We start from the raw sequence: 25,798 nt of genomic DNA on the forward strand, positions 1-25,798 counted from the left end.
GCGGTAAGCTTTTCGGATGTTGCCGGTAATCAGAGTGGCATCACCTTCATAGACGAACGGTGACGCCATGCAACAAACGACACACACGCCTACACTCCCGGAACTCCGGCGAGCCATCCAAACAGCAGCCCTTGCGCAACGCATCGGCTACAAGCCCGCCAGCATTAGAACCGCCGTCTGGCGCAACGGGCATTTCCAAGGCATCAAGCTCTTCAAGCTTCCGTCCGGCCGCCTGCTGTGGCCCGCCGATGCAGTCGAACGTCTGACCGCTGTCGAGGTGGCGCAATGAACAACGCCCGTCACCCTAAACAGATGACGAGCGTCTTGGAACCGCGCCGCCATCATATCGCCGCCCCCCTCGTCGAGCTGGACCACGCCGAGGCCCGGACAACCTCCCTGCTGGTCGCGGAGAAGTTCGGCAAGCTCTACAAGAACGTTCTGCGCGCGATCGAGAACCTGGAGTGCTCGCCGGAGTTCGCTAGGCTCAATTTTGAGCCGCGAGAATACGTCGACGATCGGGGCAAGGTTCAACCCATGTACTGCATTACGCGGGACGGCTTCGCCTTCCTGGCGATGGGCTTCACCGGTCGCAGCGCCGCGCAATGGAAGGAGAATTTCATCGCGGCCTTCAATCGGATCGAGCGCGAGCTACGCCGCATCACCACGCAGCGCGCACTGCCCGACTGGCAGGAGGCTCGCCAGCTGTCGTTTCGAGCTGAGTGATCCAGTTCGCTATGCGCGCTGCCGACTCGGGGCTTTCCTGGTGAAAGCCGGCTTGCTGGTGCGTACGGGATTGATGCGTCTTAAGCTCAGGGTAGGGGCGAAACGATTGAGGGTAGGGGATGGTCGCCCATTTGTCCGGCAGATCGAGCAGCCACGGTGGAACCATGACGTTGAAAATAGGCCGCTCCTCGTGGTTCGAGGTGATCATGGTCATGCCGTTAAGATCGGCACTCGCCATGCGGCCGAGTAGATAGTCGGCGGTATTCGCTCCAGTTGTAGCAACGCAGACCTTTCCGCCATCTCCCGCATCCACGGCCAATAGAATGTGCGCGGGCAGGTGCGGGCCGCCGGGCATCCACTTCGCCCGGAAGACAACCCCGACGATTGCCCGGTACTGTGGCTTTCGCTCAAGGGTCTTCTTGAAGTAGTCGAACCACGTCGGAGCCGGACGACGATCGAAGCAAGCGTGCTTCGGCCACGGCCACCCCAGCTCATCGACCCACACGCTACCGCCGTTGTGCGTGAAGAAGTAGACCGGCCGCTGGCATTGCGGGCATTTCCTTGCCCGACAGACATCTTCGAAGCGGCGTTCCGGGGGTGTGAATTCGACTGTCGTACGCCCACCGACACCTCGATCACCTTGGCACCATCCGCCCGAAAGATGAATCGGGGTCAGTCGGCGATCGATGTATCGAAACTCGATTTCGCCACCGCAGCGGAAACACCTCGACATCGGCTTAGCCTCGCATGAATCTCGGCTTGACGCCGATTGCCTACTTCAACACCTCGACAGGAGTACGCCCTCGTCCAATGAGAGGTGACATGCAATTAAGATACACGACTGACATCATCGGGGACTGTGAGATTTGTTACATGGAGGAATTTTTCGGCCTGAACTGCGAGAACTACCCAATATGGGTATGGCACCCCACCACCGGTCGCGGTCCTGCCCCCCGGCGGGCACCCCTAGTTGCGAGGCGTCAAGGCACCCGTGGCTACGTGCTTACACGTAAGCAAGTCTTTGATTTTCATACATATTGTTTGACGTACAAGTACCGTACACATGACAATGAATGTACCTGACCGACAGGACAGGAGCGGCGGCGCGGAGTGTTCCCGCACCCCGACCGCCTGACCGCAACGCACGACTGCTTGGAGAAGTGCATCATGGCTACCCGGAATCATACGACACCCGCTTACGATTGGATCGGTCTCACCGCAGATGCCACGGAGCGCATCGTATCGCACCTACAACGGGCGACTGTCGCCCAGCTAGTACCTCTGCACAGAGGTTATGACTGTTTGGCTGGGTGCGGGTAAGCGCGGGCCAGTTTGCTCCGGGCGCGGTCGGTGGTGAACATCCAGTGGATGCGAGCGCCGATGGCGTTGCGCTGCTGCTCCCAAGCTGCAATTTCGCTGACGAGTCGGTCGCGGTCGCCGATGCGCCGGTCGAGGCACTGGCTGCGCAGCACCCCGATTTCGATCTCGACCATGTTGAGCCAGCTGGCGTGCTTGGGGGTGTAATGGAATTCCAGACGATGCAGCAACCGATGAGCTTCGGGCGCCGGGAAGGCTTCATAGAGCGCGCCGGGCGTATGGGTCGACAGGTTGTCGAGGACGACACGGATACGCTCGGCCTGCGGATAGTGGCAGTCGACCAGTTCGCGCATGCATTCGGCGAAGTCGCGCGCGGTGCGCTGCTCGGTTACCTTGACCCGGCGCCAGGACCGGTGCGCGTCGAGGAAGACGAACAGGTTGGCGGTCCCGTTGCGGCGATACTCGTAGTCGTAGCGCTCGAGCTGTCCGGGCATCGCCGGGATGGGCTGGCGCGCCTCGCCGATGAGCTGGGTGGGACTTTCATCGAAGCAGACCACCGGGCGCTCGGGATCGGGGACTTCAGCGTAGAGGTCGAGCACGTCCTCCATCCGGGCAACGTAGTGACCGTCGACCCTGCGGGATGCACCACATCTTCTGGCGCCAAGGCTTGAGCTCGTTCTCCGCCAGGCGGCGGCGCACCGTCTCGCGTGACAGGCTCGCGTGCTCGGTGAGCTTGACTATCTCCCCGCCAGCAATTCGAGCGTCCAGCGCGACCGCCCCGTTGGCGGCTTGGGTGCATGCCGTGGCGACCAGCAGCGCCTCTTCCTTGCCGGTGAGCTTGCGCTCCGGCCCCAGGGCGCGGCTCGTCGCTGAGCGCCGCTTCGATGCTGCCCAGCACGAAGCGGCGTTTGGTCCGATAGACCGTCGAGCCGCCCACTCCGACGTTCGTGGCAATCTCCTCGTCGCCGGCTCCGGCATCGGCCGCCAGCAGGATCTGCGCGCGTTTCACCTGCGCACCGCTGCCTTGCCGCCGCCCAGCAGCATCCTCAATTCGTCGCGTTCGGCTTGGCTCAATTCGACCCGGTAGCGTACATTCATCGCGGCCCCTCCAAAATCTGGAGAGACAACAAAATGAGCCAGAACTCCGACGCGGAACTCACCCCTTCGTCACCGCGCTTCACACCGGTGCAAGAGTACCTCGCCTTCATCTATGCGTAGCACTCAGGTGCTCGGCCGGCCGCCGGCCGAAGCCGACTTGCAACGCTACTTCCATCACGCCACCCTCGGTGCATCAGATGGTGCTCACGCTCGAGCGCCTGGGACTCCTCAGCCGACAGCCTGGAGTCGCACGCAGCATCCGACTCCTCGCCCCGCCCGAAGCCCTGCCCTCCTGCGCTCGCCCGACCATCAACCTGTCAAATTCTGTGTGCAGAGGTACTAGAGCAAGCCCTCGCCCGCAAGCAAATGACCGACCTGGAGCGCGATTTGATGCGCAAAGCACACGCGATGCTCCACGGCGACGGGGAAGCCGCTGACCGCTGGATGGCGGAGGTTGTCGAGCTGTCGGGCCGCACGTTGACCGACCGGGAACGCGCGCTGCTCGGATTGGTGGATGTGCTTGCGGAAACCTGCCCCGCCTGAGCGAAGCACGTTGCGAGGGTGACAGAGAGCCGGGGCGACCCGGCTTTTTCGCCTCTTGGGGAGGGGGATAGCACCCCTAGTGTTTAGTTGCGTTAATACAAGATAGTATTATGATACCCACTTCGCTTGACACAAGGGGGTCTCATGGCGCGAGTGGCGGTTGAGTTGTCGTGTCCGGCAGAAGTGATGTCGGAGCTTGAGCGTCTGTCTCGAAGTCGGAGCGGCGAGGTTCGCCTGGTCGAGCGTGCGCGCATCGTTCTGGCGTGCCTGCATGGCAAGCGCAATGACGAGGTTGCCAGCGAGCTCGGTGTTCGACCGAATACGGTCGGGCTGTGGCGCCGACGCTTTGCCGAGCAAGGTATCGCAGGGCTTCGCGACGCGCCCCGGCCCGGCAAGCCCGCCAAGTACGGTGTCGAGTTGCGCGACCGAATCTTGGCACAGCTCGAATTGCCGCCACCGGCCGGCATGGCGAGCTGGGATGGGGGCTCGCTGGCCAAGGCGCTGAGCGTGTCCGATCACGCGGTGTGGCGCATCCTGCGCAAGGAAGGCATCCAGTTGCAGCGCCACCGTTCGTGGTGCGTCAGCACGGACCCGGAGTTTGCCGCCAAAGCGGCCGACATAATCGGGCTGTACTTGAACCCGCCCGAGAACGCCCTGGTGATCAGCGTCGACGAGAAGCCCTCGATTCAAGCCCTCGAGCGGGCGCGCGGCTACGTGCAGACCAGCAGTGGCAAGGTCGTCCAGGGAATGAAGAGCACCTACAAGCGGCACGGCACCGTCAATTTGTTCGCCGCATTGGAGGTCGCCACCGGCGTCATCCGAGGCAAGACGACGCAGACTAAAAAGCGCGCCGACTTCCAGGCCTTCATGGACGAGGTCGTTGCCGACCAGCCCGTCGACCGGCAGATCCACGTCATCCTGGACAACTTGAACACCCACAAGAAGAACGAGGACTGGCTCGCCGCACATCCGAACGTCACCTTTCACTTCACGCCTACCAGTGCGAGCTGGCTCAACCAAGTCGAAATCTGGTTCGGCATCTTCCAGCGAAAGACGCTGAACAACGCGAGCTTCCGAAGCGTCGAGCAACTCATTGAGGCCATCCATGCCTTCACTGCCGCCTACAACGAAAACGCAGCGCCATTCGTCTGGCGCAAACGAGAGGTTCGCGGGTCACAGCTTCGTAATACTATTGTTAACTTACGCAATTAAACACTAGTCCCAGCGGAACGGCAACCGAACGGCAACCGCAAGACAGAAAGCAAAACGCCAACCCCGAAGGATTGGCGTAAGTGCTTGAATCTATGGTGCTGCTGACCGGAATCGAACTGGTGACCTACTGATTACGAATCTGTGGGTTCTTATGGTTCCACTGTTTAACGTACCTTAACAATCCTTTACGTAACAAGGCTTTTAAGCGATACTCACCTTAACCGGCTAGCCTGAAATATGACGTAATTTGCTAGCCAATGCTAGCCCGGCGCTAGCCCGGATTATGAAAGGTGGGGATATGACAAAGCTACGGTTCACGAAAACTGCCCTCCAGGCCCTGCCCATCCCGGAACAGGGACAGCGTCAGACGATCTACGATACGGAAGTACCGAAGCTCGCTTTACGCCTCACGCATGCAGGCGCACGAACCTTCTATGTGGTAAGGCGTGTCGGCGCGGCAATGGCATGGATGAAACTAGGGGCGTTCCCCGAAATGACGGTGGAGCAAGCGCGTGCCGAGGCCCAGAAGCTGCTCGCCGAATTCGCAAAAGGGGCCAATCCTGCAGAGGCGAAACGCGCTTACCGTGGAGAAGCGACGTTCCAAGAGGTGTTCGACGACTACTTGGCGCACAAGCGCAAGCGCAACGGAGAGCCGCTGGCCGAGCGAACGAAAACCGAATACCAGAACCACGCCCGCCTATACCTGCCGGAGATCATGCCGCTGAAGCTGTCAGCAGTCGGTCACGAGCGGGTCGCCAAACTCCATCGCAAAATCGGCAAGACGACGCCCTTCGCAGCGAACCGCGCGAAAGCGTTGGTCTCATCGGTATTCAACTACGCACGTGATCGGCGAATGTACTCCGGTGAAAACCCGGCGGCGGGGATCCAGGGCTTCGCCGAAGAGTCGCGCGACCGGTTTGCTGGCGCCGACGAACTGCCGCGTTTGTACGAGGCCATCGCGCAGTCGCCGCAGCGCGATTACTTCCTGCTGTCCCTCTTGACAGGGGCGCGCCGCGCGAACGTTCAAGCAATGGCCTGGCGTGACGTTGATCTGACCGCAGGTGTCTGGCGCATTGGCAAGACAAAGAACGGCACTCCACAAAACGTAACGCTGTCGCCAGAAGCCAGTGCGGTCTTGAAGTCCCGCAAAGAAGGAGCGAACGGGTCACCATTCGTATTCCCGGGCAGCGGCAAGACCGGACACCTCGTCGAGCCGAAGAACTCGTGGGACACGATCAAGCGCACGGCAAGCTTGGCCCGCTTGCTTGATGCGATGGGGGTTGCGGGTGTGCTGGATGCGGACGCACGCGAGGAAGCGGACGCTCTCGCACTCACACGTCTGAGTAGAGCGGAAAAGCGATACCGTGCAGAAGCCGAATCCGCCAAGATCGACCCGGCTGATTTCAGCTTGTCCGACCTTCGCATCCACGACCTTCGCCGCACACTGGGCAGCTGGCAGGCGATGACCGGTGCAAGTCTCGCCATCATCGGCAAGAGCCTGAACCACAAGACGCACCAAGCAACCGCGATCTATGCGCGGCTCGACTTAGACCCCGTGCGGCAGTCAGTGAATACGGCAACGTCAGCGATGATGGAGGCCGCTGGGTTGAAAGACCGCGCGGACGTAGTGAAGCTGAACGGCAAGCGGAGTAAGGCATGAGCGAATACGTCACGCTGCGCGACCTGCTCGAAGGGTGTAACGTCACCATCGCCACCCTGGCGACCGCGATCGAACAGGCGGGAATCTACACCTGGGACCGCTTCGGGCGGTTCAAACAGGCGGACGAACCGGCGAAGGTGCGTGTCTTGGACCTGCTCGCCGCCCAATACCGTTGGTCGACGGGAGTCGACGGTCGAGACACGGGATCGCCCCTCACGGAGTCGGCCTACTCGCCCGACGATGTTTTCTCGGCCTTCTGCTGGCCCACAAACCAGGCACCAGACTTCGGCGCTATCCACCAAGGCCAGTGCGAGGAGGAACGGCCCCAGCGAAGAGCTGGGGACACCAAAATGCGGCGGACCTATGAGACGTTGATTGTCGCATTGGCGAAGAGAGCTGGAATCGACTGCACGGACCGCGGAGCGGCAGTTCGAATTAGCGAGATTACCGAGCTCAGCCCCGGTGGACGCATTGGTGAAGACACAATCCGGGCCATCTTGCGAGGCATGCCGTAATCCCGATTTCAGGGGTGAATCCCGAACTCGGCTTTTACCCCTTTCGCTTTCTCCAAACTTCGCTCCCATACGGCAACCATGCCGAATTCAACGGAGCGAACTATGAGCCTTCAAGAGATTATCGACACCAGTAAGGAGTTGCTGACCGACAAGGAAGCAGCGGAATTTCTGACGACAACACCGGGCACTCTGTCTGTCTGGCGCAGCACCGGCCGCTATGCCCTCCCCTTCGTCAAAATCGGCCGGATGGTCCGCTACCGCCGCGCTGACCTAATTGCCTGGCTTGAAAAGCGCTCCAGGACAACGGGGGCGACAGCATGAACGCCGCTGAACGTGAGTACATCTCGCAGAAGAGGGCCGCCTACGCGACCTTGGCGCTCTGCCAGATCGCCGAACCCTGGTCGCAGAATTTCATCCACCCGGCCATCGCTGGCGACGTCGAAGCCGCATTTAGCCTCTGTGTGGCTCTCCGCAACGCCAAGCGCGGCGATGTGGCAGTCATCCTGTGGCAGGCCCAGATCCCGCGCCGCGCGTTCCAAGCCTATTTCGGCAGTGTTTGGGAGCACGACCATCGCGAGGTGCTCGCTGCCGCCGGTACGCGCCGCCGCTTGGCCAGTATGTTCCGTTACGCCTCGTTCGACACCCCGGAAATCCCGCAGACCGTTCGCGTGTGGCGCGGCACGTCGGGGGGTCTCACTGGCGGCCGCGCGCCGGGCATCTCGTGGAGCCTCAACCGTGACGTGGCGTGTTGGTTCGCGATGCGCTTCGCGGGGCGGGTCGGGCGCCCGGTGTTGCTCGAGGCGGAGGTGCAGCGCGCCGACATTGCCTACTACACGAATGAGCGTCGGGAGCAGGAAGTCGTGATTCTTCGCTCACCAGATGCCGTAGTGCACGTCGGTGACCAAGGCGTGATCGATCTTGGGTACGAGGCGTATGCCGCAACACTCGCCGCTGGACGTGAGTCTGTCTCGCCGGCGCGAACGGCGCCGGGCAATGGGGTGAGTACATCTCGCCTACACGACGCCACCTTCGACGCTGAGCTGTACGACGCGATCTTCGGCCGCGCAGAACTGCCCCCTGAAAAAGACAACGCCCCGGCTGAGCGGCAACTCAGCGGGGGCGAATTAGTGAAGCAAGCTCACAGCATTGTAGCGCAGTCGTCAGCGATTGCAATATCAGAAAACCCTGATATTCAGACGTTCCCGGATCCACGCTCCGCTGCATTCGAGGATGAGGGAGTGCCGAGCACCATCGTGCTGATGGGCGGCGAGGTGACGCTATGAGCCGCCGCTTTACTCCGCCCCGCCCTGCTGACACTGCTGCCAGTTCCGGATTTGGCGTCCCCAAGCCCGTGACGCAGGCCGACGGCGATTGGATCCTGAAATTCGGTAGTCGCGCGCAGCGTCGCAACGGATTGCGCCAGCTGAAGGCCCAGAAGCGCGGCGGCAACCCTGAGGCCGCCGAGATGTTGGCCGAAGTGCTACAGCGCAAGCGAGGTGCCGCATGAGCCGCAATCGAGAAGCAAAAAGACAGAACGCGATCGCGAGCGGTGTCATCCCGCAGCCTGCTGCGCTGCATCCCGTTTCCTTGACGCCGGCGACCGACGATGTTGAGCCTGAATGTGGTCAAAAGTTCTGCGTCGCCGTCGGCTCGTGCATCTGCGCCGAGCCTGCCGTTGCCGAAGCACCGAAGGTCTCGGGGAATGTCGTTCCGCTGCATCCGATGGTGTCACGTGCGGCCGCCACCCCCGACCCGCTCCCTTGGGCGAACGTGTGTTTCAGCGCCTTCTACGCGCGCGACCCCGACGCCGGTCCTCATGATGTCGAGCGGCACGCCCAAGCAGCTGACCGAGTGAAGAAGGGGTATGGCCTCGACGCCGACGGTCGTGTCGTCAAGGTGCAACCGAAGGGATTCTGGCACGGCGAAGCACACCGGCACACCATCGGTTTGGACCAGTTGCACGAGGCCCTCGCGCGGAACAAGCGAAGCGACCTCGCACTGCTGACCGCCGGCGTGCATGAGCAGGACCGGATCACGCTGCCGTACGCGGCGCAGCGCGCGAAGGACGAGTTGCCTTTCCCGGTAGCGGCTGGACTACTGACCATCGACTCCGACGAACTCGAGTCCTGGCGCGGCCTCGCAACACCGGCTGATGTGGTTCAGGTGCTCGCAGCGCTCGGGCTTGACGCCGATTGCATCACTTCCCCCAGCAGCTCGAGCTACTTGCAGTGGCCTACCGGCTCGTACGGATTGCGTGGCCTCCACACGTTCTTTGCGATCGACTCGGGCGCCGAAATTCCGCGTGTGCTCGATGTGCTGTTCCGCCGTGCCTGGCTCGCCGGGTACGGTCGAATTCTGATCAGCGGAAGCGGCGTAATGCTCGAACGCTCGATCGTCGACCGAGCGCTTGCATCTGGCAACCAACCGATCTTCGAACGGGGCGCGGTGTTGAAGGATGTGCGGATCACCCAGCCGCGCCTGGTCGAGAAGCGGCGCGGCCGTCAGCGTCAGGTTCGCGCCGCCGATATCTTGCCGCTCACCGAGACTGAAGAGCGCGAGTACAACGAGAGGGTGCGGGCTGCGAAAGAGCTGCTTGCAGGGGATGCGGCGCGGGCGCGACGTGAATGGGCCGAGCGCCTGGCCGCCCATTTGCCCGAAGACAAGCGGGCCGAGCGCGTGGCGCAGCTCTCGGACCTCGCGGAAAAGAAGCACCGAGACCTCCCCCCGGATTTCCTGGTGACGCTCAACGATGGGGAGAAGATCGCCGTCGCCGAGATCGTCGCCCGCCGCGATGAGTTCGACCGCCGCGGCATCCGCGACCCCTTCGAACCTGAGTACGGGGCGAACAAAGCGACGATTTTCACGAAGGGACAGACCGACGGGCGGGTGAAGATCCTGTCACGCGCACACGGGCTTGACGTGACGTACTACCTGGAGCCGAAACCGGCCGACCTGTCAGCGTTCGACGGTGACTTTTCATACGCTGAGCCGATGGCCGTTGCGCCGGGCGCCCTCGTCTGGCGATCGCAAGACGGTAAGCGCGGTCGTGACGTCGCCAGCAAGGCGCGCGACAAGATCCTGCCATCTCTACGGGGGCGCGTAGCGTGGGCCCGCGAAGCGGCCATGTGGCATGTGTGGAACGGTACCTGCTGGACACCGCAAGGGGACGGGGCCGTCGCGCATAAACGACTCCATGATGCTGTCGAAATCGGCTGCAGCGATCTAGGGTTCAACCCTGACTACGTTATGAGCATCGAAAAGCTGTTGCGCATGGGCGACTGCCTGCCGTTGCCGGAGTGGGACGACGGGCAGCAGGTCCCGTTTCGAAACGGTGTCCTCAACCTTCACACTCGGGAACTCACCGCGTCGAATCCGCAGCACGGAAACACATGGGCCTTGCCCTACGACTACACCCCCGACGCGACTTGTCCACGAATCTCCGACTGGCTCCGTGAGGCGATGGGGGGGGGATGATGCGATGGTCACGTACGCGTATGCCGCGCTCGCTGCGATCCTCACCGGCAGATCAGATCTTCAAATCTTCTTCTACCTCTTCGGTCCCGGCGGGACGGGGAAGAGCACTTTTTTGCGATTGGCGACTGCGCTTGTGGGGCAGAGCAACACCTATACGACGACGCTCAAGGCTTTGGAGGAGGGGCAGTTCGAGACGGCCTGTCTGTACGGCATGCGCCTGGTCGTCATCAACGACGCCGGGAAATATGGCAAAGCGGTGGATAACCTCAAGGCTGCAACCGGTGAGGATTGGCTGCGGAACGAGCGAAAGCATGTCCAGCAGTCGCAACGCTCCCAGTTCATTTACCGCGGGATGGTACTGATTGCATCGAACGTCAGGTTCACATCAACCGATCAGACATCCGGCATCGAACGTCGACAGCGCAGCATCGACATGGAGAACGTCGTCAGCGAGGCACAGAAGGCCGCGTGGCGCGAGCAAGGAGGCGAGGAATCGGTCCTGCATGCCGAAATCCCCGGCCTGGTGAATCGCCTCCTCAAGATGCCGCGTGAGGAAGTCGCCCGGATCTTGAATAACCCGCCGCGGAAGGCGGCCCGCTCCGATTTTGAAGCCCTGCTGGTAAACAACCACGTCGCCCGATGGATGGTGGGGTGCTGTGCCCCTGACCCGAAGCACCATGGTGTCATCGGGCAAAGTCGGGAACTACGCGCCGAGGGTGGGCGCTTGGTCCAGGAACATAAGGAGTTGCATCTCTACCCCAGCTTTCTGATGTTCTGCGCCGAGGAGAGAATCCAGCCCTTTAGTCGCAGCCGATTCAAGGCGACGGTATTGGACATGGCACGGAGCTTAGGCCATCCAGTGGAGAACAAACCCGCGCCGGGGTTGAACGTCGATTCGTTCAGTGGCATCCGGCTGCTGGGCCAGTACGAGAGCAGGTATCGATGGCACGACTCGATTCGTGACGAGGAGATCGAGGTGCCTCCGAATCCGTTCGATTGATCCGGTACAAGCTCTCCGCGTGGAGTTGTGGGGTTAAAAGGCCTCCGCGTGGAGCGTACTCCACAGGCTGAAACCCGCGCCGTTACTGGGTCTCAGCCTCTTCTGTGGAGTTTGTGGGGGAGATAGTGCCCGAACTTCTTGGGGGGATTCTGCGGGCAGAAGCAGCGACACAGGGTGCCGACTCTGCCCGCGGGCATAGCCCGACGGCGACGCCGCCTTAGTGCGATCCCTGCAGCTTTCTAATTATCTCCACAAACTCCACAAACTCCACAAAGAAATATAAAAGGCTTGAAATCAAAGGCACTCAGCCTTGTGAGAATCTATCCAGCATCTCCACGTTTTTGTGGAGTTTGGGCAATACTCCACACACACGTACGGCAAAAACACCGATCCGCGACAAAAAAATTGCCAACGTAACGCCGACACGACACCGGCACGGCAAGGGCCGCACCGCGCTTGCGACATTTCTCGCGCGCGCGAACCCTGAGCGGCACACCAGGCACCGACCCATCGGAGAAACGGCGCAGTACGCGCGGGGGAGCACTCGCCGCGGCTCACGTCCGCCGACAACGCGTCGGGCAGTACGCGTGCAAGAGCACAGGCCGCGCCGCACCACATCGACAACGTGCCCGGCACCACCAATCCCCGGCGGAACGGCGCGCGTGAGGATGTGTATCAAAACGTGGTGGCCCACAGCCGGCGCTTCACGTTCGTGTGATGAAGAATTCCTATAGCACGATCAGGCGTCGGCCATCGCTCACCTATCGCCAGCGGCCGCAACGTCAGACGCAGCAACGTCGTGAGTACAGCGCACGGCAGATCGACCGGGACGTGAGTACATGTCGCGTATCCGAGACGCATGGGTTCTGGAAACATCCGGTTACACACATACCGTGTTTCGATTAACGACAAACAGGGAGTCTCGCTTGAGCACCGCCGCCGAAACCATCAACCAGACCCACTTCGCCAAACTCCACGACCGCATCAACGGTGTCGCCGACACCGCCCCGACCATGATGGCGCGCTGCTGCGTTACCGCGCGGGTCTGGCGCCACGTCCTGAGCACCGTCGGCGTGCCCGTGGGCACGGGCCGCAGCTGGGTTACGGAGGCGGACCGCATGCGCGTGTGCGATGTTGAGCGCGCGCTCGCCACAGTGGATGCGGTAGGAACGGCTGAAGCAGCGCCGGTGCTGTGTGCTGGGCATCCTTGCCCTGCGGCGCATCTGCGGGGCGAGCGACCCGGTTCCGGTCCGCTCCCGTGCCTTGCTCGGGCTGCCTGACTCTTCGGCGATGTCTAACGCACACATCACCTCGAAGGAGCCTGCCATGACCCCGTCTGTCAATCCCGCCCTGGCGCCTGTCACCCTCTCGCGCGAAGCCGAAGCCCAGCTCGTCTTCTGGGCCGCGCCGGAGGAATCGATTCACTCGGCCGCGACCGTTGCGGCCGTCACGGAGCTGGCCACCAACACGCTGCAGAATTTCCGCGTGTCCGGCGAAGGGCCGGACTACATCAAGCGTGGTGGCAAAATCTACTATCGGAAGACCGATGTGATCAGCTGGATGCGTGGCGAGGATCCACGCCGCCGGGCGAACGCGCCGCATTGACGCCGCGATCCGCACCACATCGAAAAGCCGGCCGAGCGCCGGCTTTTCTATTGCACGCAGCGACGGTGCGGCGCTTCGATGGCCAAGCGCGCGATGTAGCCCGAGCGTGTCTCACCCGCTGCTTTCGCTGCCCGATCGAGGCGCGACAGCACCCGCCGCGGCAGGGTGACGTTCACCCGCTCGACCTTGTCGTCGAGCATCGCAGGATCGATCGCCACAACCGCCCAGATCCACCCGACGAATTCGGGCCGCGCTTGATGGGCTGACACCGGCTGCGGGGGAGGAACGTCGCACCCATCATCGAGCAGCCCGTCAATGTGCAGCTCGATCGCTTCGCGTGCCTGCTCGATGGCCTCGTCAAGCGTGTCGCCGGCTGAGAAGCACCCTGGCAGATCCGGCACCACTACGCCCCACGCGTGGATGTCGTCGCCTGGTTCGATCGCGATCGGGTAGCGCATGTGTGTTCCCTCCTACTTCAGCCCGGCCTGCTTCAGGATCGAATGCAGTGTTCCGGGCGGCAAATCCTTCTTCGGGTGCGTCACCGTCACCCGCCCCGGCTTGGTCGGGTGTTTGAACTGGTGATGGCTGCCTCTCACGGCAACTTCTTGCCAACCGTCGGCGAGCAGCAAACGGATCACGGCGGCGCTGTTCATGATGCGCACTATACACACGCCCGCGCCAGACCGCACCCGGCACCCTCGAGCAAGCACAGCGCCGCGATTTCGTGAGCGCGCTTCACGGTTTGTGAAAACAGCTCACAGGCATATGCCGTTCTGGTCTCACGACTTCTCACGAAGCTCAAAAAGGCCTTAAGAAGCATCAGATAAGGGCACCCCTGGAGATTCCACCCCCGCAGACTTCCGGGTATGACGACTCCGGAACACACCGCCATGGATGACCTCCTGACCCTGTCCGAGGTAATGCAAAGCACACGCCGCTCAAAGGCATCGATTTATCGCGACATCGAGGCCGGGCGCCTCGACCCTCCCGTAAAAACAGGCCCCCGGTCGATCAGGTTCCGCCGCACCTCCCTGATCGCCTGGCTTAACTCCCGCCCGCCCGCCGAGATCGGCAAAGCTCAATCCCGCGCCGCCCTTACAGGAGCACCAAAATGAAAACAGTCGCCACCCCTGCCACCACCAAGCCGAATCGTCCGCCTTTTGCCGAGCTGTTTCTCGCACTCGAGCAGGCGCGTTACCTGCGCGACATTCTCGGCGACGCTGCCGAGGACACGCGCCCGGCACTGATCGACCTCGCCGAGCGTGGTCTGCCGGTCAAGGTCCGGGACGACATCGGTAGCGTTGTGACCCTGCCCGACGACTACACGAAGCACCCCATGTCGCATCAGTTCGTGCGCCTGCTTGACATCGTCGAGTACCTGATCGACGAAGCCTTCGCCGGTCACGTACCCCTTGCGACGCTCGCCCGGGCGACTCGCGATAACGAAGAACTCGCGGATGCGATCTACCGCATCGCCGAGCGCTGACCGATGACCACGCACATGCGCTGCACTGCAGCTGCCATTGAACAGGCCGCCACGCTGATTGACGCGATGGCGCGCGGCACTTACCGGCCACCGTTGCCCGAAATGCCCGGCGCCTTGGTGGGCCGAGTGCTGGCGGAGTGGTTGGCGGAACTCAACTTCGGCGAAGGAGGTTTCCATGGGCGGACTTGATCTACTTGGAGGCATCGGCAAAGGCTTGATGCAGGGCACGACGGCCATTCAGGCGACCGAAAAGCTGCGGCTGCAGGAGGCTCAACAGGCTGATCAAGCGAAATATCGCGACGGTGTGCTCGAAATCGCGCGCGAGGATCAGACCTTCCAGCGCGAAGACCGCGCACTGAAAGAAGCCGAGCGGCAGCGACTTGCCGGCTACGAGCGGCTTGTTCAAGAGACCGCCGCCGAGCTGGGCGAAGACGCGACACCGGAACAGCTTGGCGCCGAGATTCTGAAAAGAGGGCTGAAGACCGGGCGCATTCCGCAAAAAGAAGTCGAACCGCTGATGAAGCAGGCCAAAGCGTTCCGGCAAGCTGGCGCCACCAACGCGCTCCGTCGTGGCGATCTGCCCGAATTGGCACGCATTCTGAGCGGACCGCAGTTCTTCAACCGTACGGTTCAGCTGGGGATGACGCCTGGTACCGACGAAACCGGCCGGCCGGCGAATCGCTATCAGATCCTCGACGAAACCGGCGCAAAAATCCGCGATTTCTCGCAGTTCGCGCTCGGCGGCGTTTTGGGTGCCGACGACCTGATCGAGGAGCAGGAGCAGCTCGCCAAGCTCCAGAAGACCCGCAGCGAGATCGGCGAGAACGAAGCGCAGACCCGCGCCGCCGACGCACTCGCACATCAGCGCAACCAGGCACCGGCGCCGGGCACGGGGGGCCGATCGGCGGCAGCTTCGAGTCCGACAACGGGTTTCAGCGCGAAGGTCCGTGAGCAGGCAACGCGGGCGGCGCTTGCCCGCAAGGTCGCAAGCGGCACGGCCACGCCGGAAGAACTGGACCTCTTCGGCGTGCTCCAGGATCAGGCCGCGCAAGGCTCGGCGTATCAACCGCCCGAAGTGAAGAAAGCGAGCTACTGGCGCAGCGCCTCGACCGAAGCCGTCGACGCCGAAGTCGAGCGCCAACTCGCGGTGTTCCGGACACAAACACGCGGCGACGCCTTCGCGCAAATGCAGTTGGAAGATCCGGCGGTAGTCGAGGAACTGCGCCGCGACATTCGCCTGAAGCTGGGTGCAGGTGCAGGTGCAGGTGCCGGGGCAGGCAGCGGTGACGTGCCGAGCATCACGACCGGCAACCGCCCCGGCCAGGCGCCGCAAGCCACCGACCAGCGCGGCGGACCTGTCGCCGCTCCGAACAACCTCGACCGGTACTTCCGCTGAGACCCCCTATGTTCGACCTACAGCAGGCCCGCGCCGACGGCGCACAAGACACCGCGATTGCCGCCCATCTTGCCGCCAAGCACGGCTTCAACCTCGACCGTGCGCACGCGGACGGCGTAACCGACAGCGAAATTGCCGAGTTCCTCGCCGCGCGGCCGCTGCCGTCGCGTGCTGCCGCACCGGTACCGCCGAGCACTGATCAACCGATCGCGCCGCAAGAAAAGAGCCTTGGCCGGCGCGCGCTCGAACGGGTCTCCGACGTGGGGCTCGACCTGTCGAAAGGCGTGGTCGGCGCAGGCGAGGCCGTCATCGGCGTCGCGGATCTGCTGACCGGCAACGCCGCCGGGGATGCGCTGGCGCACGTCGGCTACGATCCGAAGCGGACGAAGGAAATCCTCAGCTCGGGCTACTCCGACGCGCGCAAGGTTGAGAACGCCCGTGTGCAGGCCGCTGACGGCTTCGTCGATACGGCTGGTGCGATGATCGAGAACCCGGCTACCGCCGTCGGGGCGATGGTTGAGTCCGCACCGTTGATGCTCGGCTCCGCGGCTGCCGTGCGCAGTGCCGCGACGGGGCTGCTTGCCCGCGCCGGCATCGCACCGGGCACCGCTGCTGCGGGGGAGTTTCTTAAGCGCCCGGAGATCCTGGCCCGGCTGGCAACGGTCGGCAGCGCCACGGAAGGCGCGACCGCGGCCGGATCGATCCAGGAAGGCGCACGACAGGAGGGCCGGACGTGGTCCGAGGCGGCGCCCTACGCCGTCGCCGGAGGGGTCGGGACCGCTGCGATTGGCCGGCTGGCGGCGAAGGTTCTGCCCGATGCGGACACGGCTGCCGGCACGATCGGACTCGGCGCGGGCCAGCGCATCACGGCCGCCGACGCCGGCAAGAGGGTGGTCAAAAGCGCGACACAGGAAGGCATCGTCGAGGAGCTGCCGCAGTCGGCGCAGGAGCAGGTGTTCACGAACCTTGCGACCGACCGACCGTGGACTGAGGGCGTTCCCGAAGCGGCCGCGCAAGGCATGATCGCCGGGCTCGGCATGGGAGCGGGCGCGACGACCGCGAACGTTGCCACGCAGCTGCGCGCGCCGCTGGAAGACGCCACCACCGGCATGGACTTCACGCCCGAGAGCATCGAAGCGGCCGCGCGTGCCGCCCTGAACCCGGCCGCCGCGCAGCAAGAAGCCCTCCTTCGGCAGCGCGAGACCGATGCTGCGCAGCGTGGCGACCCGCTCGACCTCGCCGTCACCCGACTCGAAAACGACGCGGCCCGCGCGCCCGGGCGGCAGGAAGCGGCGCCGATCGATCAAAACACGCTGCTCGACCAGGCACGCGCCGCCGCGCCGACGGAGCCGAGCACCGCGCCGATCGAACCGAGCATCGCACCGATCGAACCGAACACCACCACGGTCGACGGCGCCACATCCGCGCCCGCTGACGGCGCCGCACCCGTCGATATGACCACGGGCCAAACGGACCCGGCGATTCACAGCCCCCTTGATGGCACACCGGATCAAGGGACCGGAACTGAAAACCGCCCCCTCGACGAGCCGCTCGACGAGCCGCTCGAAGGGCGTACCGAAGTCACCGTCGAGAACCTGCGCGATCAGCTGAAGGCGCATCGCTGGTCCCCGACCAATGCCATCTTCACCGACCAGGCGCCCGACGCCATCGCAACCTTCCCGCGCAAAACCGGCGCCACGGTCGCACTGCGGATCCTGCAAGGCCGGCATCCCGACGCTGACCTCGCTGTCGAGCACCGCCTCACCGGCTGGGCTGTCGTCGATCGCTCCGCAGCACCGCGTGACGCTGACCTCGAGATCGAGCCGGCACAGAACGACGTCGAGACCCGCCCCGACGTCCCGCCGGCAACTGTCGGCACGGGCTACGGCTCGGCCAGCACGACACCGGGCGCGCCGCTCGACCAACCGCCGGCCGATCTGTCGAGCACGATGGCGCCGGCCCTGCGCACCGATCCGCCGACTGTGCCGCAAGAAGCTATCCCGACGGCGCCGGAGCGCACTGCGGTACCCGAGAACCTGCCCGCGGCACTTCCCGCGCTCGACCATGGCGCGCTCAACATCCCGGGCCGCACGAACGGCATCAACGCTGAGCTCGACAGCCACAAGCGCGACCAGGCGAAAGCCGCGAAGGCTCAGGCGAAGGACGACGCCGCGCAACGCAAGGCTGCAAAAGCCGAGGCACAGGCGCTCTTCACCGAGCTGTGGCCAGCGATGCGTGCGAAGCTCGGGCCGAAGTTCGGCGACAAGGAACTGCGTGCACACCTCGACCAGCTCGTGAAGTGGGAGCCGTCGAAGTTCATCGCGCTGGCACGGAAGTTCCAGGCCGAGCAGAGCGCTGCGCCGGCTGCCGATCCAGCGCCGGCTGCCGATCCCGCACCCGCTGCGACGCCATCACCCGCACCGGCGCTGATGGCGAACGGCCAGCCTTTCGCATCCGCGAGGCTCGCGGCGGCGAGCGCGAAGCAGCGCAAGCTGGACATGGTGCCCGTCGAAGTGCCCGGCGGCTGGGGGCTGGCGCAGCGCGAAACGGCTCCGCCCATCGAGGCGGCACCCGCACCAGTCGCTCCCCCGGCCCCACGCAAGCCAGCAGCGCGCCGGGCCGACGGGCGTGCCGCAATCCTCACCGCGATCGACCAGGCCCAGCAGCGGACTGGCGACCCGGCGGCAGTCGCCGAGTACCACGACCTGGTGCAGCGCGTGAGCGAGGCGCGCCGGACCGCGGCCTTGAAGAAGACCCAGCGGGCGAAGGCGCAGGAGCTGACGAGATGGGCGGATAATGCGGAACAGGACCTCGCGAAACTGCGCGAGCGCATCGGCTACGTCACGTTCAAAAGCGGCACGGCGCGCTATCGTGTGCTCAACACCGGCGCGAACCTCGATGCGTTCGCGAAGAAGGTCCGCGCTACGTCCGCGTTCAAGAACCTGGCTCCGCCGGAGACCGTGTATGACCACCGCAAAACCCGACCCGGCAGCACCGACGAGCAGCTCGACACCGGACGAAGCGCGCTCGCAGACCTTTTCCGACGGCTCGAGCATCACGTATTACCCGAACGGGGACGTGCTGCTGATCGAGGGGCGATCAGCGTACTTGGATCAAACCTCTACGACGGCTTCGCCACCGCCGGCGGAAACCGACTCGTCGGTCAAACCGTAGAGTCGCCGGCGGATCTTGCCGCGCTCGCACAGGTTTTCCGCGATCCGAGATACGAAACTTTCCGCGTTTTCTACACAGACGCCAGCGGGCGCATCATCGGTGAAGCAGGCTATTCGAGCCGGTTGCCCGCTGCGGTCTTCTTGCCGAACATCGCGCTGGACATTCAGCGCGACGCCGCGGCCTATGGCGCCGCCGGGTATTTCGTGCTGCACAACCACCCGTCTGGCCGCGCCGCCCCGTCATCGGCGGATCTGGGGCTGACGCGCACGATCGCCGCCGCGGTTCCGGGTTTTCGCGGTCACGTCGTCATCGACCACAACGAATATGCCACGATCGACGCCAACGGCAGCGCGCAGACGATCGCCGCGCCGGAGCTCAACGGCGTCGATTTCCACGCAAAACCGGAACTGGAACACGCGCTGCTCGGGACGAAGCTGAACGGGCCGCAGGACGTGGCGACGCTGGGCAAGGCGCTGCAGATCGAAGGCGGACACGCAACGCTCGCGTTCACGCGCCGCGCCGGCGAAGTGCAGCTCATCGTGGATCTGCCGGCCGCGCTCCTGACCGACACTTCGAAAGTGGGGATTGCGAAGCTCAAAGGGGTCGTGCGGCGTGCCGCTCGCGCGGTCGGTGCTGGGGGCTCGCGATTCATCGTACTGCCAGCCGACGGCGACGCTCACGCGCTGCGGCATCTGCTGCACCAAGGCATTTTCACTGACGTGGTCCAGGCCGACGGTCTGAGCCTGCGTACTGCCGGCGTCCCGTTTTCCGGCGACTTTCTCGACCAGAACTTCAAACCCGCCGCGCGCGTTGCCGAAGCGGAGCCATACTCGTACGCGAGCGAGCACGAGCAGACCGCCGAAGCGCATGGCGCGCGCCCCGCCTGGGAGCAGGCCCGTGCCGAAGGTCGCACGAAGCTCGGGTATCGGCAGTGGGTGCAGGTCCGCACCCCGGCATTCATCAACTGGTTCGGAGATTGGCAGCATGACATCGACAACAGCAGCGCAGCAGATCCGGGAATGGCTGATGGCCCAGCCGGACGACCCGAGCAGACCACTGCCGCCGCCGGCACCCGCGACGCTGGACCAGGCGCGGACAGTCGAGGAAGTCGACGCGTGGATCGAGTCACGCTCGACCCAGACACCGGAGAGCCGCGAGTCTTCTTCCACGGGACCGGCGACGACGTAGCGTCGTTCGACTTCAATCACCCACGCCGCAAAGACGCGGGCTGGTTGGGCAGGGGCGCGTACGTCAGCAGCGACGACTTTATCGCCGAAAGCTACTCGAAGATCAAACAGCCGGGCGACGCCGGGCCGAACATCCTGCCGGTGTTCGTCCGATCGGCGAACGCGTACCCGGCCGATCTGGAGCTGAAGCGCAAGCTGTCGCGTGTCTCGCAGGCGACGGTCGATGAAGCCACGCGCCGCATGCGTGCCGCCGGCTACGACGCGTCCGCGCTGGTGTTCGACGACGGCACGGTCGAGCTCGTGACTTTCGATCCGGCGTCGATCAAGAGCGCGATCGGCAACACCGGCGCCTTCGACCCGCTCGACGCGGACATCGTGCGCGAGGACGCGCCGGCCTACCGCACCCGGCAGACCCAGTCGCCGGCGTTCAAGCGCTGGTTCGGCGACAGCAAAGCCGTCGATGCCGACGGCGCGCCGCTCGTCGTCTATCACGGCACCGCAGCCGACCTGACGTTCTTCGACCCGCTCGCGCTCGGAGCGAACACCAAAGCGGGCTCGGCGCGCCGGGCGTTCTTCTTCGCTGCCAGCCCGAAAGTCGCGTCCGGCTACGCGATGCTGTCCGAGTCGCGCCCGTCGCTGGGCGTGGCGGTCCTGAAGAACGCAGCCAAGAGCGACGTGCTGCCGGAGAACCTGCGCCGGCTCATCACGCAGAAGCTCGCGGCGCCGACCGAAGCCGAGCAGGCCGAAGCTGCCGAATGGTCCGGCTACACCGGCGACGCGCTGGCCGATCCGGTCAAAGGTGCGAATGTCCTGCCGCTGTACCTGTCGCTGCAGAATCCGCTGGTGGTCGATTACCGCGGCGACGAGTACCGCGAGCAGAGCTTCGGCGCCGTGGTCGCGAAGGCGAAAGCGGCCGGCCATGACGGCGTGATCTTCCGTAACGCCGAGGATTCGATGCACAAGGACTATGCCGAGATCAGTGACATCTTCGCCGTGTTCAAGCCAGAGCAGATCAAGAGCGCGACCGGCAATTCCGGTGCGTTCGACCCGGTCGAGCGGGATATCGTGCGCGAAGACGCCGGCGACTACGGCAGCCAGAACGAGAAGCGCCCCGACCGGTCAGAGGCCGAACCCGCATGGCGTACGGGCTCGAAGGTGGCGGGTCAGGGCGCAGAGCCGAATGTGCCACGGGTCGGGCAGCAGGGGCAGCCTTACAACCCCGCGCGTCCGGCGCTGCCCGAGGAGACGCTCGCCCGTCGCACTCAACGCCGCTGGCAGGACAAGCTCGGCCGCTTCAGCGTCGTCCAGAATTGGCTGAAGGCGCAGGGCGTGACGCTCTCCGAACAAGCCGACGTGTTCCGCGCCGAAGAACGCATGCACGGCCGGACCGCGACGCAGATCGAGGACTTCCGCACCCTTCGCGTGCAACCGCTCATCCAGGCCATTCGCAAGGCCGGTTTCACGATGGCGGACGTCGCCGACTTTCTCCACGCGCAGCACGCCGAGGAGCGCAATGCGCAGATCGCGAAGCTCAACAGCGAGATGCCCGACGGCGGCAGCGGCATGACGACCGCCGAGGCGCAGGCGAAGCTCGCGCAGTACCGCCAGCGGCCGGAGCTCGTACGCCTGGCCAATGAGCTGCGGGCGGTCACCGACGACTCGCGCCGCCTGCTGCTCGACGCCGGCATCCTCACGCAGGAGATGTCTGACGCCTGGACCGCGGCCTACCAGCACTACATACCGCTGAAAGGCGGCCCCGAGGAGGATGCAGCGAACCAGGGCACCGGCCGAGGCCTGACCGTGAAGCAGAAGGTCAAGCGCGCGCTGGGCCACGGAGCGCGCGACGAATGGATCATCGAGAACATCCTGCGCGACCACGAGCGAGCGATTCTGCAGGTCGAGAAAAACCGCGTCGGGCAGCACCTGCTGCAGCTCGCGATCGAGGCCGCGAACGAAGACCTGATCACCATCGGCCAGCCGGTCCGGCGCAAGGTGCTGCGCGATGCGAAGGCCTATGCGGTGAGCTACCGCGGCGCCACCGTCGAGACGTTCCACAACCTCGCCGATGCACAGCGCTACGTCGGGCAGGAGGCGCTGAAGCGGGGCCGCAGCGCGAAGGATTTCAACATCGCCACGAGCCACGACCTGGACGTCGTGATGATGCCCAGCCCCGTGCTCGACCCGAGCGAGACGCAGGTATTTGTCGCTGGCCACGCGGTGCGCGTGCAGTTCAAGGATGAGCTGCTCGCCCGCGCCTGGAACGCGCAGGGCGCCGAGCATATGAACATGATTTTCCGCGGCGCGCGGATGATCAACACCTGGTTGTCGAAGGCTTATACGGCCTGGAACATCGAATTTCTGTCGACGAACATCATCCGCGACTTCACGACGGGCGTGATCAACCTGACCGGCGAAGAAGGCGCGGTGTTCACCGCGCGCACCATCGCGAACTACCCGAAGGCGATGGGCGAGCTGTTGCGCTACGCCTTCACCGGCAACGCGTCGAACTGGATCCGCCAGTACCGCGCCGATGGCGGATCGACCGGCGCCGCGTACCTCTCCGACCTCGAGCGCGTCGGGCGCGACGTTCAGGCAGCCTACGACGAATACGCCGGCCTCGTCGAGACGGCGCGCCACGGCGGACCGCTGCGGGCCGCGCGCGTGGCCGGCCGCAAGACCGTCGGCGCTTTCATCGGCTGGGTCGAGAAGCTCAACCAGGCCGGCGAGAACAGCATGCGCCTGGCCGCGTACCGCACTGCCGTCGAGATGGGTCATACGCGGGCGCAGGCTGCCGCGCTGGCGAAGAACAGCACGGTGAACTTCAACCGTACGGGAGAGCTGGGGCCGATGCTGGGCGCGATGTATCTGTTCTTCAACCCGGCGGTGCAGGGCTCGGCATCGATCGCGCATGCGCTGTTCAAGGGCAAGCACAAGCATCAGGCGCAGGCGCTGACCGCCGGGTTGGTCGGACTCGGCTACCTGATGGCCATGACCCGAGGCGGCGGCGACGAGGACGAATACGAGAAGCTCGGCGAATTCACCAAGGAGCGCCACGCCACGATCTGGACGGGCACGGGCTGGGCGAAAATTCCGATCGCGTACGGCTACGGCTTTGCCTTCACGCTCGGCCGCAAGCTGCACGAGCTGCAGGCTGGCGAAGATCCGGCGAAAATCGCGCTGCACCTCGCCTCGAACTTCGTTTCCGAGTTCAGCGTGTGGGGCGCCGCGGCGGATGCGGACGGCGACGAGAAGAACGTGCTCTTCCTGCTGCCGACCGTCGCGCAGATCATCGCTTCGCCGATCGCCAACCGCACCGGTTTGGGTGCGCCGATCTATCCGGAAAGCAAGTTCGACGAGAGCCGCCCGGACAACCTCAAGCTGTGGCGCGCGACGGTCGGCACGGTCTGGCACCGCAGCGCCGAGACGCTGAACGCGATCACGGGCGGCAGCGCAGTCGAAAAGGGCTGGCTCGACGTGAGCCCCGAGACCATGCGCTACCTGTGGGGCACGGCAACCGGCGGCACCGGGCGGTTCTTCGTCGATAGCGCGGCCCTGGTGAAGAACACCGTTGCCGACGGGCTCCCGCTCGCCGACGTCGAGAGCCGCGAAATCCCGATCGTGCGCAAGTTCTGGCAGCCGGCCGGCGACATCCGCGGCACCCGGGCGCGGTTCTGGAAGTACGCCGAGGAAGCGACGGACGCGGCGGACGCCTTCCACCGCGCCGCGAAGGTCGAGGACCACGCCCAGCGGCGCAGTCTGCAGTCGAAGATCCAGCACGAACAGGCCGAGCTGCTCGGGCTCGGCAAGGCTGTCGACAGTTACCGCGAAGCCATCGCCGCCAAGCGCGATGCGATCGACGCGGTCCGGGCCGACGAGTCGAAAAGCCTGGCGTACCGGCGCGGGCAGATTCGTTCGATGGAAGCCGAGGAAGCGAAGATATATGACGACTTTGTCGCACGGTTCAAGCAGCAGGATGCGAAGCGCCAGCAACGGCTCGCCGCGCCGCAACCGGCTGCCGCGCGCTGACCATGAAGGCGGAGACCGCCGCCGAGCTGCGCAGCCGTCGCACTGACCAGTACCGCCGGCAAGTCGAGATCGCGGCACTGGCGGTGCTGGTCGCGCATGAAGGGGAGTGGGTCGGCGCCCTCGCTGCGGCCGAGGCGCTGCGGGTGAAGTGGCGCCCGCTCGCTTTTGCGTTCCGCCGCATGGCCGCGCGCGGCATCGTGCAGGAGCAGATCGTCACGTACCGCGGCACCGCACGCACGAAGGAGGAGACGCGGCGCTACCGCTTCGGCGAGGGGTCGAACGGCAACCCGCTGCTGCCGGCCGTGCATACGCCGCCGCGAGGCGTGGCGCGACGGGTGAGCGGCCGGTTCTCGATCGGCGAGCGCGATTGACGCGGCGTGCGCTGGCTGAAGGAACGAACCGTCTATTCCGGAAGCCGGCACAATCTATCCTTGGACGATCGGGATAGGGGCGGCCAGAGTACCTGACCGTTCCCCTCCCACACCACCCGGCATGCGGGTCCGCACCGGGCGGTTCGAGCAGTTGAGGTCATGAGAGCCGGGGTACGCCGAGCCGGTCGAAGTAGGCAATCGGCATCACACGATTGAGCGCGAGGCGGCTGTTATGCCACCATCGGCGACTGTTTGCGGCGATCCGCTGAGCGTCCGTCTTCGAGGCGCCCAGCGCCAACAACTCCCGATACATCGTTGTCCCCCGACGCCAGTGCTTGAGCTGCAGCGCACGCAGCCGATGACGTAACCACTCGTCGAGTTCGCGGAACACCTTGGGCGTCTGCGCAAGCTGGAAGTATGTCTTCCAGCCCGGCATGTAAGTCCGCAGTCGTTCGGCGACCTCCGGCAGGCTGCGCCCGCCCGAGCGTCGCGTCATTTCTCGGATGCGTTGCTTGAAGGTTTCCAAAGCCTTTCTTGCGACGGCGCATTTGATTCGATCACCCGCACTGCGCCACAGCTCGTAGCCCAGAAACTTGCGACCGGTCGCCTGCGCGACCGCCGTCTTGGCTTCGTTGACCTTCAAGTGGAGCCGACGTAGTCCATCAAGCACCCGCTCGCCCGCGCGGCGACTGCGCACATACACGTTGCAGTCGTCGGCATAGCGCACGAACCGATGGCCACGCTTTTCCAGTTCCCGATCCACCTCGTCGAGCAGCACGTTGGCCAGCAACGGCGATAGCGGACCGCCTTGCGGCGTGCCCTCATACCGCTGCGTAACCACCCCGCCATCCATGATGCCGGCCACGAGGTAGCGACGGATCAGCCGCAGCACGGCGCGGTCCGAGACTCGCCTCGATAGCCGATCCATCAGGATGTCGTGATTGACCCGGTCGAAAAATTTCTCCAGATCCACATCGACCACCATCCGGTAGCCGTCCTGCACATAGCGCT

General features: G+C 64.5%; 23 protein-coding genes and 1 pseudogene. 19 read left to right on the plus strand and 5 right to left on the minus strand.

From position 1 onward, the window contains the following. Positions 1 to 67 precede the first annotated feature (67 nt). Complete coding sequence (locus GO606_RS05450; protein WP_211166726.1) at positions 68 to 289, plus strand: DNA-binding protein; 222 nt, start codon at positions 68 to 70, stop codon at positions 287 to 289. Continuing rightward, on the plus strand, positions 286 to 723 hold the full coding sequence (locus tag GO606_RS05455; RefSeq protein ID WP_169119450.1) for a Rha family transcriptional regulator: 438 nt from the start codon (positions 286 to 288) through the stop codon (positions 721 to 723). Before GO606_RS05450 ends, GO606_RS05455 begins: the two co-directional genes overlap by 4 nt. On the opposite strand, the gene GO606_RS05460 is transcribed toward GO606_RS05455, so the two are convergent. Continuing rightward, positions 659 to 1,456: a hypothetical protein gene (locus tag GO606_RS05460; protein WP_169119449.1), complete on the minus strand. Its 798-nt coding sequence runs from the start codon at positions 1,454 to 1,456 to the stop codon at positions 659 to 661. The genes GO606_RS05455 and GO606_RS05460 overlap by 65 nt on opposite strands. A gap of 559 nt (positions 1,457 to 2,015) precedes the next feature. Beyond that, a pseudogene (locus tag GO606_RS05465) lies at positions 2,016 to 3,138 on the minus strand (IS630 family transposase). A gap of 366 nt (positions 3,139 to 3,504) precedes the next feature. Here GO606_RS05465 and GO606_RS05470 point away from each other — a divergent pair. From GO606_RS05470 to GO606_RS05520, 11 genes are all read left to right on the plus strand, one after another. Next, entirely contained in the window at positions 3,505 to 3,681 is a 177-nt protein-coding gene (locus GO606_RS05470) for a hypothetical protein (RefSeq protein WP_246979389.1), read from the plus strand. Between the two features lie 144 nt (positions 3,682 to 3,825). Continuing rightward, positions 3,826 to 4,893, plus strand: a complete 1,068-nt coding sequence (locus tag GO606_RS05475) for an IS630 family transposase (RefSeq protein ID WP_169200649.1) — start codon at positions 3,826 to 3,828, stop codon at positions 4,891 to 4,893. Positions 4,894 to 5,191: 298 nt separating this feature from the next. Then, complete coding sequence (locus tag GO606_RS05480; RefSeq protein WP_211166761.1) at positions 5,192 to 6,553, plus strand: tyrosine-type recombinase/integrase; 1,362 nt, start codon at positions 5,192 to 5,194, stop codon at positions 6,551 to 6,553. After that, on the plus strand, positions 6,550 to 7,068 hold the full coding sequence (locus GO606_RS05485; protein ID WP_169119764.1) for a hypothetical protein: 519 nt from the start codon (positions 6,550 to 6,552) through the stop codon (positions 7,066 to 7,068). The genes GO606_RS05480 and GO606_RS05485 overlap by 4 nt, the downstream gene beginning before the upstream one ends. 102 nt (positions 7,069 to 7,170) lie before the next feature. Then, positions 7,171 to 7,389: a helix-turn-helix domain-containing protein gene (locus GO606_RS05490; RefSeq protein WP_169119763.1), complete on the plus strand. Its 219-nt coding sequence runs from the start codon at positions 7,171 to 7,173 to the stop codon at positions 7,387 to 7,389. After that, the gene (locus GO606_RS05495) at positions 7,386 to 8,351 is read left to right on the plus strand and encodes a hypothetical protein (RefSeq protein WP_169119762.1); all 966 of its coding nucleotides are present in this window, start codon (positions 7,386 to 7,388) and stop codon (positions 8,349 to 8,351) included. The genes GO606_RS05490 and GO606_RS05495 overlap by 4 nt, the downstream gene beginning before the upstream one ends. Positions 8,352 to 8,419: 68 nt before the next feature. Continuing rightward, a complete protein-coding gene (locus tag GO606_RS05500) occupies positions 8,420 to 8,575 on the plus strand; it encodes a hypothetical protein (RefSeq protein ID WP_169119761.1) in 156 nt (51 codons plus the stop codon). Further along, positions 8,572 to 10,542, plus strand: a complete 1,971-nt coding sequence (locus GO606_RS05505; protein WP_169119760.1) for a hypothetical protein — start codon at positions 8,572 to 8,574, stop codon at positions 10,540 to 10,542. Before GO606_RS05500 ends, GO606_RS05505 begins: the two co-directional genes overlap by 4 nt. A gap of 4 nt (positions 10,543 to 10,546) precedes the next feature. After that, a complete protein-coding gene (locus GO606_RS05510; protein WP_169119759.1) occupies positions 10,547 to 11,542 on the plus strand; it encodes a DUF5906 domain-containing protein in 996 nt (331 codons plus the stop codon). A gap of 926 nt (positions 11,543 to 12,468) precedes the next feature. Further along, positions 12,469 to 12,822 carry a hypothetical protein gene (locus GO606_RS05515; RefSeq protein ID WP_169119758.1) on the plus strand — a complete coding sequence of 118 codons (354 nt, stop codon included), beginning with the start codon at positions 12,469 to 12,471 and terminating at the stop codon, positions 12,820 to 12,822. 46 nt (positions 12,823 to 12,868) lie between these two features. Next, positions 12,869 to 13,147: a MerR family transcriptional regulator gene (locus GO606_RS05520; RefSeq protein WP_169119757.1), complete on the plus strand. Its 279-nt coding sequence runs from the start codon at positions 12,869 to 12,871 to the stop codon at positions 13,145 to 13,147. 47 nt (positions 13,148 to 13,194) lie between these two features. Here GO606_RS05520 and GO606_RS05525 read toward each other — a convergent pair whose 3' ends face one another. Continuing rightward, positions 13,195 to 13,605, minus strand: coding sequence for a type II toxin-antitoxin system HicB family antitoxin (locus GO606_RS05525; protein ID WP_169119756.1), 411 nt, complete (start codon positions 13,603 to 13,605; stop codon positions 13,195 to 13,197). A 12-nt stretch (positions 13,606 to 13,617) separates the two neighbouring features. Then, positions 13,618 to 13,800: a type II toxin-antitoxin system HicA family toxin gene (locus GO606_RS05530; protein WP_169119755.1), complete on the minus strand. Its 183-nt coding sequence runs from the start codon at positions 13,798 to 13,800 to the stop codon at positions 13,618 to 13,620. A 237-nt stretch (positions 13,801 to 14,037) separates the two neighbouring features. Between GO606_RS05530 and GO606_RS05535 the strand changes: the two genes are divergently transcribed. The 6 genes from GO606_RS05535 to GO606_RS05560 are packed head-to-tail and all read left to right on the plus strand — an operon-like array spanning position 14,038 to position 24,787. Then, positions 14,038 to 14,262 (plus strand): helix-turn-helix transcriptional regulator, encoded by a 225-nt coding sequence (locus GO606_RS05535; RefSeq protein WP_169119754.1) that lies wholly within the window; start codon positions 14,038 to 14,040, stop codon positions 14,260 to 14,262. After that, positions 14,259 to 14,633: a hypothetical protein gene (locus GO606_RS05540; RefSeq protein WP_169119753.1), complete on the plus strand. Its 375-nt coding sequence runs from the start codon at positions 14,259 to 14,261 to the stop codon at positions 14,631 to 14,633. Before GO606_RS05535 ends, GO606_RS05540 begins: the two co-directional genes overlap by 4 nt. A gap of 3 nt (positions 14,634 to 14,636) precedes the next feature. Continuing rightward, positions 14,637 to 14,822 carry a hypothetical protein gene (locus tag GO606_RS05545; RefSeq protein ID WP_169119752.1) on the plus strand — a complete coding sequence of 62 codons (186 nt, stop codon included), beginning with the start codon at positions 14,637 to 14,639 and terminating at the stop codon, positions 14,820 to 14,822. Continuing rightward, entirely contained in the window at positions 14,809 to 16,029 is a 1,221-nt protein-coding gene (locus GO606_RS05550; RefSeq protein ID WP_169119751.1) for a hypothetical protein, read from the plus strand. The genes GO606_RS05545 and GO606_RS05550 overlap by 14 nt, the downstream gene beginning before the upstream one ends. Before the next feature lie 8 nt (positions 16,030 to 16,037). Further along, the gene (locus tag GO606_RS05555; RefSeq protein ID WP_169119750.1) at positions 16,038 to 24,416 is read left to right on the plus strand and encodes an ADP-ribosyltransferase-containing protein; all 8,379 of its coding nucleotides are present in this window, start codon (positions 16,038 to 16,040) and stop codon (positions 24,414 to 24,416) included. Positions 24,417 to 24,418: 2 nt separating this feature from the next. After that, entirely contained in the window at positions 24,419 to 24,787 is a 369-nt protein-coding gene (locus GO606_RS05560; RefSeq protein ID WP_169119749.1) for a hypothetical protein, read from the plus strand. Positions 24,788 to 24,944: 157 nt separating this feature from the next. Here GO606_RS05560 and GO606_RS05565 read toward each other — a convergent pair whose 3' ends face one another. Further along, positions 24,945 to 25,790 carry a reverse transcriptase domain-containing protein gene (locus GO606_RS05565; protein WP_246979390.1) on the minus strand — a complete coding sequence of 282 codons (846 nt, stop codon included), beginning with the start codon at positions 25,788 to 25,790 and terminating at the stop codon, positions 24,945 to 24,947. Positions 25,791 to 25,798 lie beyond the last annotated feature (8 nt).

Source organism: Aromatoleum anaerobium (assembly GCF_012910705.2).
Lineage (GTDB): Bacteria > Pseudomonadota > Gammaproteobacteria > Burkholderiales > Rhodocyclaceae > Aromatoleum > Aromatoleum anaerobium.